17 protein-coding genes, 1 tRNA gene and 1 pseudogene are annotated in these 18,675 nt (G+C 66.5%); 10 read left to right on the top strand and 9 right to left on the bottom strand.

What is annotated here, in order from left to right:
* Positions 1-58: 58 nt before the first annotated feature.
* Entirely contained in the window at positions 59-562 is a 504-nt protein-coding gene (locus AC1MGR_RS03305) for a YciE/YciF ferroxidase family protein (RefSeq protein ID WP_480234922.1), read from the bottom strand.
* A gap of 447 nt (positions 563-1,009) precedes the next feature.
* Here AC1MGR_RS03305 and AC1MGR_RS03300 point away from each other — a divergent pair, with 447 nt between their 5' ends.
* On the top strand, positions 1,010-1,276 hold the full coding sequence (locus AC1MGR_RS03300; protein WP_480233643.1) for a hypothetical protein: 267 nt from the start codon (positions 1,010-1,012) through the stop codon (positions 1,274-1,276).
* 60 nt (positions 1,277-1,336) lie between these two features.
* Here AC1MGR_RS03300 and AC1MGR_RS03295 read toward each other — a convergent pair whose 3' ends face one another.
* Positions 1,337-1,921, bottom strand: a complete 585-nt coding sequence (locus AC1MGR_RS03295) for a sigma-70 family RNA polymerase sigma factor (protein WP_181259628.1) — start codon at positions 1,919-1,921, stop codon at positions 1,337-1,339.
* Positions 1,918-2,268, bottom strand: coding sequence for a NepR family anti-sigma factor (locus AC1MGR_RS03290; RefSeq protein ID WP_480233642.1), 351 nt, complete (start codon positions 2,266-2,268; stop codon positions 1,918-1,920). The genes AC1MGR_RS03295 and AC1MGR_RS03290 overlap by 4 nt, the downstream gene beginning before the upstream one ends.
* A gap of 367 nt (positions 2,269-2,635) precedes the next feature.
* Here AC1MGR_RS03290 and AC1MGR_RS03285 point away from each other — a divergent pair, with 367 nt between their 5' ends.
* Positions 2,636-3,577, top strand: a complete 942-nt coding sequence (locus AC1MGR_RS03285) for a glutaminase (RefSeq protein ID WP_480233641.1) — start codon at positions 2,636-2,638, stop codon at positions 3,575-3,577.
* A 125-nt stretch (positions 3,578-3,702) separates the two neighbouring features.
* Here AC1MGR_RS03285 and AC1MGR_RS03280 read toward each other — a convergent pair whose 3' ends face one another.
* Positions 3,703-4,743, bottom strand: coding sequence for a glutamine synthetase beta-grasp domain-containing protein (locus AC1MGR_RS03280; RefSeq protein ID WP_108035566.1), 1,041 nt, complete (start codon positions 4,741-4,743; stop codon positions 3,703-3,705).
* A 197-nt stretch (positions 4,744-4,940) separates the two neighbouring features.
* Here AC1MGR_RS03280 and AC1MGR_RS03275 point away from each other — a divergent pair, with 197 nt between their 5' ends.
* A complete protein-coding gene (locus AC1MGR_RS03275; protein WP_480233640.1) occupies positions 4,941-6,035 on the top strand; it encodes a cytochrome-c peroxidase in 1,095 nt (364 codons plus the stop codon).
* Positions 6,036-6,073: 38 nt separating this feature from the next.
* Here AC1MGR_RS03275 and AC1MGR_RS03270 read toward each other — a convergent pair whose 3' ends face one another.
* Positions 6,074-6,235 carry a hypothetical protein gene (locus AC1MGR_RS03270; RefSeq protein ID WP_181259630.1) on the bottom strand — a complete coding sequence of 54 codons (162 nt, stop codon included), beginning with the start codon at positions 6,233-6,235 and terminating at the stop codon, positions 6,074-6,076.
* Between the two features lie 340 nt (positions 6,236-6,575).
* On the opposite strand from AC1MGR_RS03270, the gene AC1MGR_RS03265 reads away from it, so the two are divergent.
* The gene (locus AC1MGR_RS03265; RefSeq protein ID WP_480233639.1) at positions 6,576-7,577 is read left to right on the top strand and encodes a hypothetical protein; all 1,002 of its coding nucleotides are present in this window, start codon (positions 6,576-6,578) and stop codon (positions 7,575-7,577) included.
* 81 nt (positions 7,578-7,658) lie between these two features.
* Here the strand turns inward: AC1MGR_RS03265 and AC1MGR_RS03260 are convergent, their stop codons facing one another.
* Positions 7,659-8,006: a cupredoxin domain-containing protein gene (locus tag AC1MGR_RS03260; RefSeq protein ID WP_480233638.1), complete on the bottom strand. Its 348-nt coding sequence runs from the start codon at positions 8,004-8,006 to the stop codon at positions 7,659-7,661.
* Positions 8,007-8,219: 213 nt separating this feature from the next.
* Here AC1MGR_RS03260 and AC1MGR_RS03255 point away from each other — a divergent pair, with 213 nt between their 5' ends.
* Positions 8,220-11,108 (top strand): EAL domain-containing protein, encoded by a 2,889-nt coding sequence (locus AC1MGR_RS03255; protein WP_480233637.1) that lies wholly within the window; start codon positions 8,220-8,222, stop codon positions 11,106-11,108.
* 72 nt (positions 11,109-11,180) lie between these two features.
* Here AC1MGR_RS03255 and AC1MGR_RS03250 read toward each other — a convergent pair whose 3' ends face one another.
* Complete coding sequence (locus AC1MGR_RS03250) at positions 11,181-11,483, bottom strand: hypothetical protein (RefSeq protein ID WP_480233636.1); 303 nt, start codon at positions 11,481-11,483, stop codon at positions 11,181-11,183.
* A 250-nt stretch (positions 11,484-11,733) separates the two neighbouring features.
* Between AC1MGR_RS03250 and htpG the strand changes: the two genes are divergently transcribed.
* From htpG to AC1MGR_RS03230, 4 genes are all read left to right on the top strand, one after another.
* Positions 11,734-13,569, top strand: a complete 1,836-nt coding sequence (htpG, locus tag AC1MGR_RS03245; protein WP_480233635.1) for a molecular chaperone HtpG — start codon at positions 11,734-11,736, stop codon at positions 13,567-13,569.
* A gap of 294 nt (positions 13,570-13,863) precedes the next feature.
* Entirely contained in the window at positions 13,864-15,516 is a 1,653-nt protein-coding gene (locus AC1MGR_RS03240) for a DEAD/DEAH box helicase (protein ID WP_480233634.1), read from the top strand.
* Between the two features lie 74 nt (positions 15,517-15,590).
* A tRNA-Thr gene (locus AC1MGR_RS03235) sits at positions 15,591-15,666 on the top strand.
* A gap of 409 nt (positions 15,667-16,075) precedes the next feature.
* The gene (locus tag AC1MGR_RS03230) at positions 16,076-16,213 is read left to right on the top strand and encodes a hypothetical protein (protein WP_480233633.1); all 138 of its coding nucleotides are present in this window, start codon (positions 16,076-16,078) and stop codon (positions 16,211-16,213) included.
* A 317-nt stretch (positions 16,214-16,530) separates the two neighbouring features.
* Here AC1MGR_RS03230 and AC1MGR_RS03225 read toward each other — a convergent pair.
* Positions 16,531-16,677 (bottom strand): annotated as a pseudogene (locus AC1MGR_RS03225) (hypothetical protein); the annotation flags it as partial.
* A 36-nt stretch (positions 16,678-16,713) separates the two neighbouring features.
* Complete coding sequence (locus tag AC1MGR_RS03220; protein ID WP_480233632.1) at positions 16,714-17,175, bottom strand: hypothetical protein; 462 nt, start codon at positions 17,173-17,175, stop codon at positions 16,714-16,716.
* Positions 17,176-17,468: 293 nt separating this feature from the next.
* Here AC1MGR_RS03220 and AC1MGR_RS03215 point away from each other — a divergent pair, with 293 nt between their 5' ends.
* Positions 17,469-18,287, top strand: coding sequence for a YadA-like family protein (locus tag AC1MGR_RS03215; protein ID WP_480233631.1), 819 nt, complete (start codon positions 17,469-17,471; stop codon positions 18,285-18,287).
* Positions 18,288-18,675: the final 388 nt, after the last annotated feature.

Below are 18,675 nucleotides of genomic sequence, written 5' to 3'. Positions count from 1 at the left end.
AGCCCAAAAAGCAACGGCTCCGATCAGCGCAAGGCCTTCCGTGCGCCCCCGCTCGGACTCAGGCCGCGCGCGGGTTGACCTGACGCTCCGCCATGGCGGTGAGCAGGTGGTCGGTGGCCTTCTCCTCGTCGAGGTTCTGCTGGAGCACGCCGGCACAATCTTCCCGCCCCAGGCGCTTGGCCCAGGCGATCAGGGTGCCGTAGCGGGTGATCTCGTAGTGCTCCACCGCCTGGGCCGAGGCCACGAGGGCCGCGTACAGCACATCCTTGTCGGCGATCTCACCGGCCACCTCGTTGGCCTCCTCGATGATGCCGTTGATCGCCGGACAGGTGACAGCCTTGGGACTGTGGCTGTGCATCTGGAAGACCTTCTCCAGTCGCTGGATCTGGGTCTCGGTCTGGCGCAGGTGTGTCTCGAAGCCCTGCTTCAGTTCCGGATGCGTTGCCTTGGCAATCATCTTGGGCAGCGCCTTCGTGATCTGATTCTCTGCGTAGTAGATATCCTGGAGCGTGTGGACGAAGAGGTCGTCGAGCGTTTTGATATCGCGGGTGAACAGGCCCATGGATGCCTGCACTGATCTCGTTGTGCCGGGTCACGGAGCCGATGCAGGAAACCGGCTCCTCCTGCTCGTAAGCGTGCCTCCATGCCGCCACGGCCGAGGGCGGTACATCGAGATGACCGTCGCGATCCGTCTCGACGATACGAGCATGACCTGAGAACATGAGGCCTGTGCTGCGTGTTCCGAAGGCAGAGCCTAGATCGAGTACGGGATGCAGCCCAGCGACGGAAACCATGCCAGGGTCGGGATCTTCCCGCCCCGACAACCTCCGGTCGTTTTTGTTTTGTTCTTGATCCAGGTTATTTAAGGCCCCGCTTCTCTCTTGCTAACCGGGATCCGGGTCGACCCCGAACAGGTGCCTGACGAAGGGCGCTCGGAAGACGGATCGCCGCGCTGGATCCGCGGGTCGTCGGCCCCTGCGCGTCCACACACGTCAGGGGGAGCGAAACGATGCACGAGAATTCCGCCGGACCGGCCGCATTCTGGGCCTCGGTGGCGAACGACGTCACGTCGCGGGTGGAGCCGGTGCTGGTCCGAGACGGCAAAGCCCGAGCGAGCGTGATCGAGTATCTGCGCGACCTCGAAGCGGTAGCCCTGCGCGACGGCAGCAGCCGTGAAGCCTTGCAGGTGATCGCCTCGGGCCGGCGCCTCCTGGGCGACCGGAGCGATACCCCGCCCGCCGAGATCGCCCGGGCGGTGCGGGCCGCCCTGATCTGAGCTCGCGCCGGACGCCCGATGCGTCCGGCTCCCACCGATGTCCTCGGCCGACGCCGCCGTTCACGCGGGCGGCGCCCCCAAGGCCGCCCGCGTGAACGCATCGGCGCCGATCTCGTCGGTGCCGTTCATCCCGAGGCTCTCGATGAGCCGACCGCGCGCGCGGCTGACCCGGCTCTTCATGGTGCCCACGGCAACCCCGCAGATTTCCGCCGCCTCCTCATAGGTGAAGTTCTGCGCGCCAACGAGAACCAGGGCTTCGCGCTGGCTGAACGGCAAGTCGTTCAGGGCCTCTTGGAACTCGCGCAACTCCACCCGGATCTCCTGCTCGGGCAGGCTCGTCAGGCGCCCGGCCAGGGCACCGTCGGCGTCCTCCACCTCGCGCTTGCGCTTGCGCTGCTCGGAATAGAACAGGTTGCGCAGGATGGTGAACAGCCACGCCGTGAGGTTGGTGCCCCGGGTGAAACTGTCGGCCTTGGTCCAGGCCCGCACCAGGGTGTCCTGCACGAGGTCGTCGCTGCGGTCGAGATCGTAGGTCAGCGAGAACGCGAAGGCCCGCAAGGCCGGGATCGCACCGAGCAGGAGTTCACGCATCTCGTCATCGGCGCCCTGCGGCGTGCCGACCGGATTGAGCATCGCGTTGGTCATGAGGATCCTCCCGTGGTGCTGCGGGCGGCCAAATCGGCGAGGAGGGCGTCGAAGCGGTCAGGGAGCGGTTGGTTCAGCACCTCGGCATAGAGGAGGCGCAGGTTGCGTCCGATGCGTCGGCGGGCCTCCACCGTCATGCCGGCCTCGCCGTCGCGCCCCCGGGGGGACGGAGACGGCGCGCCGCCGGAAGCGCTGGGGCGCGCGACCTCGGGTGCGGCCGCGACGGGTCGGGCGACCGGCATCGTTGCCGACGTCTCCGCGACCCCGTGGGACGCCGTCATCGGCGCGACGCGGGAGAGATCGCCGGGATCTGTGCTGCGGTTCGGGTCGGTCGAATCAATGCTCATTGCTGCTCATCGCTCGACGGCCGGGGCCGGAGAGTCCGGAGCGCCGTCATTTCGGCGGCCGTGCTACGGCTGCGCGATTTAACGACCTCTGAAAAAAGCATTCATCTGATCTTAAGCTGCCAAATGCAGGCGAAAGATCACGAGCATTAAATAGAAACAGTTAGAAACAAATGTGATACATCGATTAAGCGTCGCCGTTATGGTTCTATAGTCTCGTAATCCTGTCGCCAAGCTGAACAATACGGCATCCCAGTCGAGCCTCGGCCTCGCGCACGGCGTGCCATTTCGGCCCCAGCCTGATACCGGCATGGCCCGGGGCTTGCGCCCATCGCCGAGCCCTTGTTCCAACTCCCCCCCGGAAGCGCCCATGAGCCTCGACGTGCCCGACCTCGACCGTGTCGTTCGCGAGATCGCCGACGAGATGAGAGAGCGGGCGGACCGGGGCGAGGTGGCGACGTACATTCCCGAGCTCGCCGGCGTCGATGCCAAGGCCTTCGGCCTGGTGGTGATCGATGCCGAGGGGCGGATCGCGGCCGGCGGTGACAGCGACGAACCCTTCTCGATCCAGAGCATCTCCAAGGTCTTCACCCTGACCCTCGCCCTCGGCATGGCGGGCGACCGGCTCTGGCGCCGCGTCGGGCGCGAACCCTCGGGCAGCCCCTTCAACTCCATCGTCCAGCTGGAGCGCGAGCGCGGCATCCCGCGCAATCCGTTCATCAATGCCGGCGCGATCGCGGTCACGGACCTGATCCTGTCCGGACACCAGCCTCGCGAGGCCATCGGCGAGATCCTGCGCTTCATGCAGTTCCTGGCGCAGGATTCCAGCATCGCCATCGACGAGGCGGTGGCCGCCTCCGAGCTGCGGACGGGATTCCGCAACATGTCGCTCGCCCACTACATGAAGTCCTTCGGCGTCCTCGACAATACGGTCGACTTCACCCTGGGCGTCTACTTCCACCACTGCGCCCTCAGCATGTCGTGCCGGCAGCTCGCCCAGGCGGGCCGCTTCCTCGCCCATTCGGGGCGCAACCCCCTGACGGGGCTGTCCGTGGTGTCTCCGGAGCGGGCGCGCCGCATCAACGCGGTGATGCTGACCTGCGGACACTACGACGGCTCGGGGGAGTTTGCCTACCGGGTGGGTCTCCCGGGCAAGAGCGGCGTCGGTGGCGGCATCCTGGCGATCGCGCCGGGCAAGGCCTCGATCGCCGTCTGGTCGCCCGGCCTCGACGCCTCGGGCAATTCCCATCTCGGGCGGATCGCCCTGGAAATGCTGACCAAGCGGCTGGGCTGGTCGATCTTTGGTGCCTGAAGGACTCGGGCTCTGGCCGCCCCGATCCCCTGCCATCGGAACAGGCAAAAAGAAGGGCCCGCCACGCGGAACGCGGCGGGCCCTGCCCAGGCTTGAAGCAAATCAGGCCGATCGATGCCTAATTCTTAGGCGGCGGCCTGCTGGCTCGTCTCGGTTGGAACCGAGGAGATCGTCTTGAGGATCTGCGAGGCGATCTGGTAGGGGTCCCCCTGGCTGTTCGGGCGACGATCTTCCAGGTAGCCCTTGTACTCGTTGTTGACGAAGCTGTGCGGCACGCGGATCGAGGCACCACGGTCGGCAACGCCGTAGCTGAACTGGTCGATCGCCGCCGTCTCGTGCTTGCCGGTCAGACGCATGTGGTTGTCGGGGCCGTAGACGGCGATGTGGTCGTCAAGGTTGTCCTTGAAGGCCGCCATCAGGGCTTCGAAATACGCCTTGCCGCCGACCGTGCGCATGTGCTCGGTCGAGAAGTTGGCGTGCATGCCGGAACCGTTCCAGTCCGTCGCGCCGAGCGGCTTGCAGTGGTACTCGACGTCGATCTCGTAGGACTCGCACAGGCGCTGGAGCAGGTAGCGAGCGACCCACATCTCGTCGGCGGCCTTCTTGGAGCCCTTGCCGAAGATCTGGAACTCCCACTGGCCCTTTGCCACCTCGGCGTTGATGCCCTCGTGGTTGATGCCGGCATCGAGACAGAGGTCGAGGTGCTCCTCGACGATCTTGCGGGCGATGCTGCCGACTTCCTTGTAGCCGACGCCGCAGTAATACGGCCCCTGCGGAGCCGGGTAGCCGGAGGCGGGGAAGCCGAGGGGACGGCCGTCCTTGTAGAAGAAGTACTCCTGCTCGAAGCCGAACCAGGCGCCGTCGTCGTCGAGGATGGTGGCGCGCTTGTTGGAGGCGTGCGGGGTGACGCCGTCCGGCATCATGACTTCGCACATCACCAGCACGCCGTTCTTGCGCGTAGAATCCGGGAAGTGGCGCACGGGCTTCAACATGCAATCGGAGCTGCCGCCTTCGGCCTGCATCGTCGAGCTGCCGTCGAAGCCCCAAAGCGGAAGCTGCTCAAGGGTCGGGAACGCGTCGAATTCCTTGATCTGGGTCTTACCGCGAAGGTTCGGCACCGGAGTGTAGCCGTCGAGCCATATATACTCGAGTTTGTATTTCGTCATTCCGAGCCTCTCGTCCTGAAGCGATGCGACATCCCAGGACACCTGACGGGATTCGCAGCCATTGCTGGCTGGAGCGGCCTAAGCAACGTTCACGCCAACCGGCAGCCGTCCGGTGCTGCGGCATAGGAGCCGGGGCGGCTTCGCGTGAGACTTCCTTAACGGATCGGGACTAGCGCTGAGAGGATCAGGAGATCGCGATGCGCAGACGGGTGAGCGCCGCGCTTGCCGGCGTTGCCCTGATTGCCCTCGCGGCATCGGGGCTCGGATTACGCACCTCGGGTGCCGGCGAGCCGGAACGGGCGGATGTCAGCACGACGCAGGCCGAGCTATCGGCGTTGCGCGAGGCCTATCGGCGCGTCGACGAGGCAGTCTACCCACCCGAGAATCCCTACAGCCCGGCCAAGGCCGCCCTCGGCCAGCACCTGTTCTTCGATACGCTCCTCTCGGGCGAGCGCAGCATGAGCTGCGCCAGCTGCCACGCCCCGACCCAGTCGTGGAGCGACGGCCGCCCGCGCGGCATCGGCGAGACCGGTGCGGCGATGAAGGTGCGCACGCCGACGCTGCTCGACGTCGCCCAGATCCCGATCCTCGGCTGGGACGGTAAATTCCGCGACCTGGAGACCGTCGCCTTCACGCCGATCACCAGCGCCAGCGCGATGAACCTGCCCGAGGCGACCCTGCTCGCACGGCTGAGAGGCGATCCCGGCTACGTCCGTGCCTTCGCGGGGGCGTTCCCCGAACGCGCCGCGGAGGGCGCACCGGAGGAAGCGATCAGTCGGCAGACCGTCGAGCTGGCGCTGGCGACCTTCCAGCGCTCCATCGTCTCGGGCGAGGCGCCGTTCGATCGCTGGGTCGCGGGCGACGCCCGCGCCATCGGCCCGAATGCGAAAGCCGGGTTCATGCTCTTCAACGGCAAGGCGCAGTGCGCCGGCTGCCATTCGGGCTGGACCTTCACGGACGGCTCCTTCCATGACATCGGCGTCGGCACCGGGGCGGATGTCGGACGGGCGGCGTTCTTCCCGGACTCGGTTCAGCTGCGCTACGCGTTCAAGACCCCGACCCTGCGGGACGTTGCCGACCGCGGGCCCTACATGCATGACGGCTCGCTGGCCTCCCTGCGCGACGTCATCGACCTCTACGATCAGGGCGGGATCGACCGGCCGAGCCGCTCGCCCGCGATCAAGCCGCTGGGCCTGACCGAATCCGAGAAGCGCGACCTGATCGCGTTCCTGAAGACCCTGAGCGCCGACGGGACGGCGAGCCTCGCCGCCGCCCCGCCCCGCCTCAACTGAGGGGTCGCCCGGCGTCGGAGTCGGGATCGGGTCGAGCGTTACCGGAAGAGCGGGAGGCTGGCCCCGAGGAGGCCGAGGCCGCCGAGAAGAAGGCGCCCGGACCAGCGTTCCAGGGCCTCGGCCCGGCTCGGCGCGCGGGTCGCCGCGTAGGACAGGCCGGTTCCCACCATCAGGCTCGACAGGCTCAAGGTCGCGATCATCGGGCTCTTCGGGGCTGGGCTGAGCGTGCCCCGGCTTAGTCCCGAGAGGGTTAGCGGTCCCTGTCCATGCGCAGGACTTCCGATGGTATCGTCATCGAAGTGTTACACGGTCCCCGTGCAGCCGTCCGATCAGGCGCGGAACATGGCCGACGCCGGCAGGATCACGGCCGATGCCGGCAAGCAACAGGTTAACCATTTGGAAAGGTCTATTAACAAGTTCCTTCCGCAAACCGGCGAAGGCGCGTAGTTTTCATCATGCCGGCAGGCCCCCGCGCCGGTGTCGTGAATAGGGCTTCCCTCCATGCAACCCGGAAGACGTTGGCTGCCGCGCGCCGCAGTCATGATGATGACGGCTGTCCTCACGGTCGCGGGCACCAGCGCCGCGACGGCACACGTGAAATGGTTCTGCGCCTACGACCTCGTCGGCGCGCCGCGCGACCTCGGCGAGGTCCTGTGCGCAGACTTCGAGAAACTGGTCGGCTTGTCCGTGCTCGCCCTGCTGGTAGGCGGCCTCCTCGAAGGAACGGTGCTGGGGGCAGCACTCATCCGATCTCTCGACCGGACCACGGCCTGGGCCCGCGAGAACACCGAGCTCCTGTTCCGCGCGGTTCTGGGCGGCTTCTTCGTCGCCCTCTGGACCCTCGGCGGCATCATCCTGACCCCCGAGCTGAAGACGGCCAACACGGTGCTCCCGTGGTTCCAGCTGGCCATCGCGGCCGGATTTCTGTGGCGGCGGACGATGCCGTTCTCGGCCCTCGGCATCGTCGTCCTGTTCACGACCGCCCTGGTCCAGTACGGCGCCTTCCACCTCGCGGACTACCCGATCTTCCTCGGGGTGGCCGCCTATTGCGCGCTAACCGGCCTCGGCCTCTCCCTGCCGGGCGGCCTCCGTCCCCTCGACATCGTGCGCTACACCGCTGCCATCACGCTCATGTGGGCCTCCGTCGAGAAGTGGGCCTATCCGCAATGGTCGTTCCCGCTCTTCATCGAGCATCCGGCGATGACGCTCGGCTTCACCGGCGAGTACTTCATGAAGGCGGCCGGCGCCGTGGAATTCGCCCTGGCCTTCGCGCTGGTCTGCACCCCGCTGGTGCGCCGGGTCGCCGCGATCCTGCTGGCCGCCACCTTCATCTCGGCGATCTTCGAGTTCGGCAAGGTCGACGCCATCGGCCATGCGCCGATCATCGTCGCGATGGTGGCCCTCGCGGCCGACAACGCCGCCTCGCCCTATCGTCTGCGCAACCTCGCCCTCACGCCCGTGGGCTACGGGGCGGCCCTGGCGGCCTTCATCGGCCTCTATTACGGCGCCCACGCCGTGCTGCAGGGGTCGAGCCTGCTCTGAAGGTCGCTCGCGCGCCGTGCGGGCGGCCCCGGCGGGAGCCCGCGCGGCCCTTGAGTCGCAGAGATGCGGGCGCCTCGGATGTCAGCGGCCGTTGACGCGCACGGTCAGCTTCATCTTCGGGTGGATTCCACACAGGACGGCGAAGGTCCCGGCGACATTAAAGACGATCTCGGTTCGGCTTCCGGGCTTCAGGTCTCCGGAATCGAACGAAAAATCCGGCGCGTCGATATAGACGTGGTGCAGCAGATCGCCGTCGTCGTTGACGATCTCCACGGTGGCGCCGCGCGGCACCGTGAGGGCATTGGGCTGAAAGGCGCGGCCTTTCTGGGACACATGCAGGCTGGGCGCACCGACGGTGGCCCAGGCAAGCCCGCTACTTACCGCGCCGAGCAGCCCGAAGGCCAGGCATGCAATCGTCGAGGGCCGCATTGGTGTTCCGTTTGTTCGACGACGATCAGGATCGAAACGAGCCGCTACCGAACCACGACGAACAAGATCGAGGCTTAGAAGACTTTCAACCGGCGCAACCATAACACGCCCGAGTGAAAGTCCGGTTAAGAGGATAAACTGCCCGCCTGATCTCAAGAACGCCTTAACGTCTTTCGGTCATCCTGCCGCGATGATGGAGCGGGACAAGGCTGGATGATATCGTCCGAAGACCCGACGACATCGCGGGCGCGCCCCGGCCGGCAGCTGGTGGACGCCGTCGCCGCGATGCTCGGCACGATCCGGGGGCGGATCGTGATCGCGTTCCTCGTGATGAGCGCCATCACGGGGGCGCTCGGGCTGTCGGCGGCGTCGAGCATCCGCCGCGCCGACGAACTCGTCAGCCAGACCTTCGACCGGTCGCTGATGTCCATCAATTATGCCCGGGCTGCCGCCACCGACTTCGCCGGGATGCGCACGGTCGAGGCGCGGCGCTGGATGGTCACCGATCCGGCGGCCCGGACCAGCCTGGACGAGCGCTTCGCGAGCCTGCAGCGCCTCCTCGCCGAGGACCTCGAGATCGCGGTGGAGCGCGCTCAATCCGAGCGTGCGACCCGCGCGGCGCAGGCGGCCGAGCGCGCGGTCTCCGCCTGGACGGAGGCCCGCGCCCGGATCACCGATGTCGGCCGGAGCGAGGCCGCCTACGCGGAGCTCGACCGCCACGCGGCGGTGGCGGAGGAAAACTTCGACCTTTTCATCAACTACACGGCCGGCGACGGCTTCATCTATCGGCAGCAGGCCCGCGCCATCGTGGCCCGCGAGACCCGGCTCAACCTCCTCGGCACCCTCATCGCCGTGCTGCTCTCCGGCACCGTGGCCTTCTGCCTGGCACGCCGCATCATGGGGCCGCTCGCCGATGCGTCGCAGGCGGCCACCCGCATCGCGGGCGGCGACCTCAGCGGCACGATGCCGGCGGGCGGGGCCGACGAGGTCGGCACGCTTCTGTCGGCCATGGGCATCATGCGCGACAACATCCGCCACGCGATGGAGAAGGAGGTCGCGCAGCGGATCTCCGCCGAGGACCGCCTCGCCGATGCCCTGGAGACCTCCCGCGAGGGAATCGTGGTCGTCGACGAGGCCGGGCGGATCAGCCTCACCAACAGCCAGGCGGAGGATTACCTCGGCTTCGCCGCCGGCACCCGGCCCGCGGGCCGCACGATCGCCGCCCTCGCGGCGGGCGAAGCCGGCTCGGGTCGCCTCGCCCAGGCCCTCCTCGCCACCACCGACGAGCGCAGCGAGCTGCGCCTCGGCGACGGCCGCTGGCTCCGGATCAGCCGGAGCGCCACGCGCACGGGCGGCTTCATCGCGGTCTGCAGCGACATCACGCGCCTGAAGGAGCAAGAATCCATCCTTCAGGCCACCAACCTGCGCCTCGACACCGCCCTCGACAACATGTCCCAGGGCCTCTGCCTCTTCGACACCGACGGCCGCCTCACCGTCGTGAACCGGCGCTACTGCGAGATCTTCGGCCTCGAGCCGGGGCAGCTTCCCCTCGGCCTGTCCTACCGCGACGTCGCGGGACTGAGCGCCGCGCGAGGCGACTACCCGCAGCCCGAGCCCGACGCCTTCGCCCTCGCCCAGGCCGAGACCGCCAGCGGTGGCGCGGTCGATTCCGACTTCCTTCACCTCGGCGACAGGCGCGTGGTCGCGGTTTCGCACAAGGCGGTGCGGGGGGGCGGCCTCGTGGCGACCTACGAGGACGTCACCGAGCGCCGCGAGGCGGATGCACGCATCGCCTTCATGGCCCGGCACGACGTCCTCACGGGTCTGCCGAACCGGGCGATGTTCGGCGAGCGGATCGAGGAAGCGGTCGCCCATCTCGGACGCGGCAGCCCGTTCGCGGTGCTCTGTCTCGACCTCGACCGCTTCAAGGAGGTCAACGACACGCTCGGCCACCCCGTTGGGGACGCCCTGCTGCGGGCCGTCGCCGATCGCCTGCGCGCCTGCGTCCGCGAGGTCGACACCGTGGCCCGCCTCGGCGGCGACGAGTTCGCGATCATCCTGTCCCAGGCCGAGCAGCCCCGGGACGCCGCCGTGCTCGCCCGACGGATCGTCGAGGTGGTCAGCGCGCCCTACGACCTCGACGGTCATCGCGCCAGCGTCGGCGTCAGCATCGGCATCTGCTTCGCGCCCGGCGACGGCACCACCTGCGACAAGCTCCTCAAGAATGCCGACGTCGCGCTCTACCGCGCCAAGGCGGACGGACGCGGGACCTGGCGCTTCTTCGAAGCGGAGATGGATGTCAGCCTCCAGGCCCGCCGGGCCCTGGAACTCGACCTGCGCGAGGCCCTGGCGCGCGAGGAGTTCGAGCTTCACTACCAGCCGATCTACGACTTCCGCGCCCGGCGCATCGGCGGCTTCGAGGCCCTGGTGCGCTGGCGTCACCCGGTGCGCGGCCTCGTTCCGCCGGGTGAATTCATCTCGGTCGCCGAGGAGATCGGCCTCATCGTGCCGCTGGGGGCCTGGTGCCTCATCACCGCCTGCACCGAGGCGATGCGCTGGCCCGACGGCATCAAGGTCGCCGTCAACGTCTCGGCGGTGCAGTTCCGCGACGAGGTCATCGTCGAGGCGGTGCGCCAGGCCCTGGCGCAGAGCCGGCTGCCGCCGGGACGGCTCGAACTGGAGATCACCGAATCGGTGCTCCTCAAGGACAACCTCGCGACCCTCGCAACACTCTATGCCTTGCGCCGCCTCGGGGTCCGGATCGCCATGGACGATTTCGGGACCGGCTACTCGTCCCTGAGCTACCTGCGCTCGTTCCCCTTCGATAAGATCAAGATCGACCAGTCCTTCGTCCGCGACATCACCAACAAGACCGATTCCGGCCTCATCGTCCGGGCTGTGATCGGGCTCGGCCTGAGTCTCGGCATGCGCACCACCGCCGAGGGGATCGAGACGGAGGCCCAGTTCGATCGTCTGCGTAGCGAGGGCTGCGACGAGGGGCAGGGTTACTTCTTCGCCAAGCCGAGTCCGGCCTCCGAAGTCCCCAGGGCGATCGAGCGCTGGTCGCGCGGGAACAGCGACGCCGCCCGGGCGGTGGCCTGACGGCGGAGCGTCCTGCTCGGTACGGCCGCCAGGCCCCGCTCCTGCTGGCCGGGACCCGGCGACGTTCCGGGATCAGTCGACGACCTTGAGGTCGTCCACGGCGACGTCGCCGTTCTGACTCGAGAAGGTCGGCGAACGTCCGTTCGACTGCGAAACACCGCTGATCTGGTGATCGCCGCTGTCATAGGTCGTCAGCTTGCCGTCACGCTCGATGAGCAGCCGATGCTTGTCGGGAAAGAACGCGTAGCGCATGTCGTTCTGACCGCCGCTGGTGGAGGGCTGGCCCAGCTCCTGCGGCCACCACGGGTCGGATCCCTTCATCGGCGCCATAGGCTTCATCGGTTCCATGGGCTTCATCGGCTTCATCGGTTCCATCTCGGGTCTTCCTGCGATCGGGAGGGGGTGGAGGTCGCGCTTCGTGAAGGCACGGCTACGCCCGAGACCCGGGAAGGTTGCGCGCCGGCAGCAGGAAATCCGGCTTGCGCCCTGCGCAAGCCACGCCACCTCCAACGCGCGCTCTCCCCCTGTCCGGCTCCTCTCCGACCTTGGCCGCCATTGAATTCGAGGGAATGCGACGGCATATCGCGCTCGCTTCATCCTTTCTTCGACATCAGGAGGCGTTCCCTTGAGCGACACCGTGGAACGGCACGAATTCGGTGCCGAGGTCGGGCGTCTGTTGGACCTCGTGGTCCATGCCCTCTATTCCGACCGGGAGATCTTCCTGCGCGAGTTGGTGGCCAACGCCGCCGACGCGATGGACCGGCGTCGCTTCGAGGCGCTGACCGATCAGGCCTCTGCGCTGCCCGCCGACGCCAAGGTCCGCATCGTGCCGGACAAGGCGGCCCGCACCCTGACCATCACCGATGCGGGCATCGGCATGACGAAGTCCGAGCTGGCCCAGAACCTCGGCACCATCGCCCGCTCGGGCACCCGTGCCTTCAGCCAGACCCTCAGCGACGCCAAGCCCGAGGACAAGCCGAGCCTGATCGGCCAGTTCGGCGTCGGCTTCTACTCGGCCTTCATGGTCGCCGACCGGGTCACCGTGACCTCGCGCCGGGCCGGCTCCGACGAGGCCTGGACCTGGGCCTCCGAGGGCCAGGGCAGCTACACCCTTGAGGCCGCCACCCGCGCCGAGCCCGGCACCGACATCGTCCTGCACCTCAAGGAAGATGCCGACGAGTACCTGGAGAGCTATCGGCTCGACCACGTCGTGCGCAAATGGGCCGACCACATCACCGTGCCGATCGCGATCCGCGGCGAGGACGGCAAGGAGGAGAACGCCAACCAGGGCACGGCCCTGTGGCGCAAGGCGAAGTCCGAGGTCACGCCGGAGCAGTACGCCGAGTTCTACCGCCACATCGGCATGAACTTCGACGAGCCCTGGGCAACCCTGCACTGGCGCGCGGAAGGCGCGCTGGAATTCTCGGCTCTGCTGTTCGTGCCCGGCATGAAGCCGTTCCAGGCGGTGGAGGGCGAGCGCGCCAGCAAGGTGCGCCTGCACGTGCGGCGCATGTTCATCACCGACGAGGCGGAGCTCCTCCCATCCTGGCTGCGCTTCGTCCAGGGCGTGGTCGACACCGAGGACCTGCCCCTCAACGTCTCCCGCGAGATGCTGCAGGCAACCCCGGTGCTCACCAAGATCCGCCGTGCCGTCACCGGTCGGGTGCTCTCCGAGCTCACCACCCGGGCCAAGGACACCGAGGACTACCGCCCGTTCTGGGAGAATTTCGGCCCCGTCCTCAAGGAAGGCATCTACGAGGACCACGAGCGCCGCGCCGAGATCGCGCCCCTCCTGCGCTTCCACTCCTCCGCCGTCGAGGGCTGGACCTCCCTGCCCGAGTACGTCGCGCGGATGAAGGACGGACAGGAGGCGATCTACTACCTCGTCGCCGACGACGCCGACGCCCTGAAGCGCTCTCCCCAGCTGGAGGGCTTCCGCGCCCGCGGCATCGAGGTGCTGCTGCTCTCCGACCACGTCGACGCCTTCTGGCCGGAAGCCCTGGCCCGCTTCGACGACAAGCCCCTGCGCTCGGTCACGCAAGGCGCCGTCGACCTCTCGAAGTTCGCGGGCGACACGCCCGAGGGTGAGGAGGCCCCGGCCTCCGTCGAGGCCTTGGTCGCGGCGCTCAAGGACGCGCTCGGACCCGACGTCTCCGACGTGCGCGCCACCGACCGCCTGGTCGAGAGCGCCGTGGTGCTCTCCGCTTCGGGCCACGGCCCGGACCTGCAGATGCAGCGGCTCCTGCGCCGGGCCGGCCGGGGCGGTGGCGGTATGCCGGTGTTGGAGATCAACCCGCACCACCCGCTGATCCGCTCCCTCGGCGCCAAGGTCGAGGCGCAGGAATCGATCGCCGAGGCGGCCGGGACACTCCTCGACCTCGCCCGGGTGCAGGACGGCGACACGCCGCGGGATCCCGTCGCCTTCGCACAGAAGATGGCGGCAGCCCTGGCAACGGCCTGAACCTGGCCACCGATCCGGGAAGCGTGTGCGGCGGAGGCTCTCCGCCGGACACGCCCAGCTCGATGGGTGATCGGACGGTTCGGATTCGATGCCAACGAGCCCAGGTCCAGTGTCCACGCCAATGGCCGCCACGGGGACGCGAGAGCGGGAAACCGTGATGCGCCACAGTGCTGATCCGCCCGTCGGGGCCGCCCCCGGTCCGGACCTGCACGGGCCACAAGCCGGATCGACGCCCCGGGCGCGCGGCAGATTGGCCACGGACGCCGGAGGCGGCAGGCGCTAGAAGCGCCGCCGATGGATCTCCGCCCCTATCAGCGCGCCAGCCTCGACGCCCTCTACGCTTCCTGGGCACGGCAGGACGGCCCCGGCCTCATCGTCCTGCCGACCGGAGCCGGCAAGTCGCTGGTGATCGCCGCCCTGGTGCGTGAGATGCTCGAGCGCGATCCCCGCCATCGCATCGTCGTCGTCACGCACAGCCGTGAACTCATCGCACAGAACCACCGCGAACTCCTGGCGCTCTGGCCGGAGGCACCGGCGGGCATCTACTCCGCCGGCCTCGGCCGCCGCGAGGCCGGCGCACAGGTGCTGTTCTGCGGCATCCAGTCGATCTGGAACCGGACCCGCGACCTCGGCGCGTTCGACCTCGTGGTGGTGGACGAAGCCCATCTCATCCCCCATGACACCGAGACCCGCTACGGCCGCTTCCTGGCCGCCCTGCACGCCGAGCGTCCGGACCTGCGCGTCGTCGGCTTGACGGCCACGCCCTATCGCCTCGACAGCGGGCGCCTCGACGAAGGCCCCGGCCGGTTGTTCGAGGCCATCGTCTACGAGGCCAATGTCGGCGACCTGATCCACCAGGGCTACCTCGCGCCGCTCATCTCCAAGGCCACCGCTACGACCCTCGACGTCACGGGCGTGCCGCGGCGCGGCGGCGACTACATTCCGAGCGCCCTGGAAGCCACCGTCAACCAGGACTGGATCACCCGCGCGGCGGTGGAGGAGATGGTCGGCTACGGCCAGGGCCGCCGGGCTTGGCTCGCCTTCTGCGCGGGCATCGCCCACGCCACGGCGGTGCGCGACGCGATCCGGGCCGAAGGCCACAGCTGCGAGACGCTCTCGGGCGAGACGCCGAAGCGGGCGCGCGACCGCATCGTCCGGGCGTTCCGCGAGGGCCGGATCCGCTGCCTGACCTCGGTCGGCGTCCTCGCCACCGGCTTCAACGTGCCCGAGGTCGACCTCGTCGCGCTCTTGCGGCCGACCCAGAGCACCGGGCTCTACGTCCAGCAGGTCGGTCGCGCCCTGCGCCGGGCGCCGAACAAGTCGGACGCCCTGATCCTCGACTATGCCGGCCTCGTCCGCATGCACGGTCCGGTCGACATCGTCACCGCGCGCAGCGCTGCCGCGATCCGTGGACGCGAGGGCGAGATCCGGGCGAAGCCCTGCCCCGGCTGCAGCGCGCTGATCGCCCTCAATGCCAGCACCTGCGAGGCCTGCTGGATTGAGCCCGAGGCGGAGCGGGACGAGCCCGGCCACGAGGCCTCCGCCGACGACGCCCATCCGATCCTCTCCCGCCCGGTGCCCGCCGGCACAGAATCGGCGTGGCAGGCCGTCGCTGGCTGGACCTTCGCCTCCCGCGCGCGTTCCGGGTCTGCGGAGGACCTCGCGGTCACGTTTCACCTCCGCGACGGCCGGGACCACCGGATCATCGTCGGCCTCGCGCAGGTCGGTTACCCACGCGAGAAGGCGGTCCAGTGGTGGCGCCAGTTCGGCGGCGACCGCGACGTCCCGATGACGGCCGCCGAAGCGATGGCGGCACGGGACTGTCTCACCTGCCCCGAGGCCATCGACATCCGCGCGCAGGGGCGCCTCACGGAAACCATCCGCTACCGTTTCCCGGACGGCCGCATCTTCGCGGATACCCGCCGCCTCGACGATCGCGCCGCCTGACTCGCGCCGACCCGGCACCGGAACCCCGTGCGGGCTTGCGCCGGGCCAACGGCACTGATAGCGCAGGATGGCACGCCGGTTTAGCTCAGCTGGTAGAGCAACCGCCTTGTAAGCGGTAGGTCGAGGGTTCAAGTCCTTCAACCGGCACCACTTTTTCTGGCCCGGGTTGAAACTTCCGTCTTTGGTTTCAACTCGGGCACGGAAAATGGCTTTCGTTAGAGACGTTGGGCGTTTCGCGATGTGATCTCAGAGCCATCGCCGCCCTACCCTCTGTCCCTCACTCCGTCCGGGCCGCCGGAGCCGCAGGACTCCATCTCAGCCTCACCGAAGATCGTCCCAGCCGAACCAAAGCTCTTGCGCTAGGACTTCCTACACCTCCGACCCAGCGTCATCCCATGCCCGGGCTTCGCTCTCCAGTCCTAGGGTGGCGCCCACGAGGCGTGCATCGACTTCCTGGATAGCTGGGCCGATCAGGCTGTTGCGCTCGGCTGGACGACGCTGGAGGTACGGGGTGCATCCGGAGGCCGGCACTGTTCGGCCTGACCTCTGCGGTGCCATAGTGCTCGGCATCGAGCGAGTGTCCAATATCGACGAGACCCGCATGCGCTTCGTGAACACGACCTATTACTGCGACACGTTTGGCCGCCTCAGCGGCGCAGTGCCGCTGGGGTTGTTCGGGCGGAAGCGCGTCGATTGATTAGAAGCGCCGCCCGGTTTGCCGGGAGGCACATGCCGCTTATAGAATGAAGTCGGATGTCAAAAGTTCGCTGCGCTGGACGGCATCAATCAGCAGCATAAGTCTGCGCGCCCATCGCCGCCCGCATCTCCCGATACTTAGTAGTACCCATATTTTCTTTAGATCACAAGCGAGACTACAGTTTTCTAACTTTTTAGACTGTCAACGAGAGCGAATGATTGACACCCCACCTTCCCAAGCTTGCATCTATTGCTGAGAGGTCGATCAAATCACCCAGCTTATGCGGGAACTCAAGGATTTGGGCCACCGTCATTCCGCTACGGCCCGTGTCTCCAGATGCGAAGGCAGAATCGTAGGCTCACGGAACCGCCCGTGAGGCGATCTATACCAGATTCGCCGTCCAGGCGATCATTCCCGCCCCTACTGAGCAACACATCATTCCCAGTGCCACCGGACAGGATGCTGTTCCCGGCTAGGGTGTTGTCGAACTTGTTCCCAGTCTAACGTCCTGGCATGCGTCGGATCTGGCCGATGTTCTGGGAGGAAAGGTCGGCGTAGAGGCTGCGACCATGTTGTTCCGAAGGATCGGCACGCGATACCAAAGCTTGATTCCTCAGCGCCCGACCATTCGACCGGCTCAGATACAGACCCTTTTGGTTTTTGAAATTTTCATCGATAGTCTTTCTATAAGACGGTGTATTCCCACAACCTTCACAGATCGACATCGTCCAAGATTGCCATAAGCCGTTCGTTTTTTCCTCAATCGAGATAGCCCGCTCGCGCTGCGCCGATGCAAGCTGGAGAGTATCCAAATCTCTTCCCTGTCTCGGCACAGGAGCAGCGCGCAGCTCGTTCAGTTGAGTATCCTTGCGGGAATCGCCAGCGTGTGCAGGCGGTGTGGACTGCGCGAAGGCCGTTACGCTAATGACAGTCAAAAAGGTAAGAGCGATCTGCTGGCGCATGGCTGTATCCTTTTCAGGACCAACTTTGCAGATGACGATGTGTTTCTAATGCTTTGGAGTGAAAAGCCTGCTGCTGATTGCTCCGGGCGGGTGAAGGCAGAGGGGGCCTTCGGGAGAGAGAGCTATGATTCGTAGCAGGGCAAGCTGCGGCTGCCTCCTCCATTTGATGTATGAGAACTGCATGAACTCTGGCCAAAGCTTAGTTCGCGAGGCCGTCGGGAAGGAGCGAAACAATCGCCCGACCCAGCACTGACATCCAGATGCGCAAGCCCAAAAACAAGAGCACATAGTTTTTGAAATACGGCTTTTCCGAAAATAGTCAAATTGGCGCAATGGTCTTTCAAAACTACGAAGGCCGTCCAGTCGTTGGGTACAAAAATGGAGTCGCGGCCGCCATTTATCTATCCGTCTTTTTTAAGCTCTTAATAGCCGTCTCTCGCAAGCGGCGGACTTTTTTCTTTAGGATTGGGACGCCCTCGAATGGTCTCCACGAAGACAGAATTTGTGTGGCTTTTCTACTCTTGCTTCTCTTATTCGGCCACTGTCATTTGTGCGGAAAGGGTGGGAGCGGTTTAATGAGAATCTGGGCATTGGCGGCTGGGGCGGCACTAGCGAGTGCGAGCGTCAAAGGGCAGGATTTTAGCGGATACAACTACACAAATGTCAGCTTGGGCGCTCTGATCCAACCAACAGCTCCTAGAGCTTCTGACTTCGTCACAGTGGGACGGATAAATTCAGGCAATGTTGCCAACTTGGCTGGTCTCTCACTTTCTGCGTTTGCCAGCGCATCAGATGTTGCACGCTTGGATACAAGGATCGACGGGATAGGAGGCGCTAACTCATCGGCCCTCGTGGCAATCAGCAACCGATTAGACCGGCTCAACAATCGGTTTTCGGAGGGCATTGCTCTCGTCGGCAGTTTCAACGTGCTACCACCGAACCAAGGTGATCGCTTCGCCGTATCGGTCGGCGGGGCAGGCTACAATGGTGCCGCTGCCGCTTCGATTTCAGCCTCGGCACGGATCGACGAGAGCACAATTGTCTACGGCGGCGTCGCCCAGGGTCCGACACAAACGATGGTCAAGGGTGGAATGGGTTGGAGCTTTAAGTAGACCACCGTTCGTCTTTCGCGCCGATCCTTGACCTGTCCGGCTGGCTTTGGACCGCGGTGATTGAGAGGATCCGCCAGGACCGGAGGAGTCAGATACGCGGCGAGGTCAGCCGGTCAGGTCAATTCCGCCACGACGCTGTTTATGATACGCGAGGGCTACGGGCTGAACCTCGCGGAGGCCGTTGCGAAGGTGCAACGCACCCCGCAGGTACATCAGGGGTATATCCTGCCTCAGACAGCACGGCTGCAAGAGGGCCGGATCATTGTCGGGACGCCGGCAAGAGGATAACCTGATGCGTGGCTTGATGCAGGATCCGGCTACCGTCGGCAGCCGAAAGGTCGTCGGGAACACGATCAGGAGTTGGTCGATCTCCCAGTGAGCAGTTGTA

The sequence above is a fragment of the Methylobacterium sp. BI1 genome (assembly GCF_056680125.1).
This window is presented reverse-complemented; position numbering and strand designations above follow the sequence as displayed.

Bases quoted from the DNA above. Each gene is read 5' to 3' on its own strand.
- AC1MGR_RS03275 (WP_480233640.1), top strand. From the start codon at position 4,941: ATGCGCAGACGGGTGAGCGCCGCGCTTGCCGGCGTTGCCCTGATTGCC.
- AC1MGR_RS03290 (WP_480233642.1), bottom strand. From the start codon at position 2,268: ATGAGCATTGATTCGACCGACCCGAACCGCAGCACAGATCCCGGCGAT.
- AC1MGR_RS03255 (WP_480233637.1), top strand. From the start codon at position 8,220: ATGATATCGTCCGAAGACCCGACGACATCGCGGGCGCGCCCCGGCCGG.
- AC1MGR_RS03285 (WP_480233641.1), top strand. From the start codon at position 2,636: ATGAGCCTCGACGTGCCCGACCTCGACCGTGTCGTTCGCGAGATCGCC.
- AC1MGR_RS03260 (WP_480233638.1), bottom strand. From the start codon at position 8,006: ATGCGGCCCTCGACGATTGCATGCCTGGCCTTCGGGCTGCTCGGCGCG.
- AC1MGR_RS03270 (WP_181259630.1), bottom strand. From the start codon at position 6,235: ATGATCGCGACCTTGAGCCTGTCGAGCCTGATGGTGGGAACCGGCCTG.
- AC1MGR_RS03220 (WP_480233632.1), bottom strand. From the start codon at position 17,175: ATGCGCCAGCAGATCGCTCTTACCTTTTTGACTGTCATTAGCGTAACG.
- AC1MGR_RS03295 (WP_181259628.1), bottom strand. From the start codon at position 1,921: ATGACCAACGCGATGCTCAATCCGGTCGGCACGCCGCAGGGCGCCGAT.
- AC1MGR_RS03265 (WP_480233639.1), top strand. From the start codon at position 6,576: ATGATGATGACGGCTGTCCTCACGGTCGCGGGCACCAGCGCCGCGACG.
- AC1MGR_RS03240 (WP_480233634.1), top strand. From the start codon at position 13,864: ATGGATCTCCGCCCCTATCAGCGCGCCAGCCTCGACGCCCTCTACGCT.
- AC1MGR_RS03300 (WP_480233643.1), top strand. From the start codon at position 1,010: ATGCACGAGAATTCCGCCGGACCGGCCGCATTCTGGGCCTCGGTGGCG.
- AC1MGR_RS03280 (WP_108035566.1), bottom strand. From the start codon at position 4,743: ATGACGAAATACAAACTCGAGTATATATGGCTCGACGGCTACACTCCG.
- AC1MGR_RS03305 (WP_480234922.1), bottom strand. From the start codon at position 562: ATGGGCCTGTTCACCCGCGATATCAAAACGCTCGACGACCTCTTCGTC.
- AC1MGR_RS03250 (WP_480233636.1), bottom strand. From the start codon at position 11,483: ATGGAACCGATGAAGCCGATGAAGCCCATGGAACCGATGAAGCCTATG.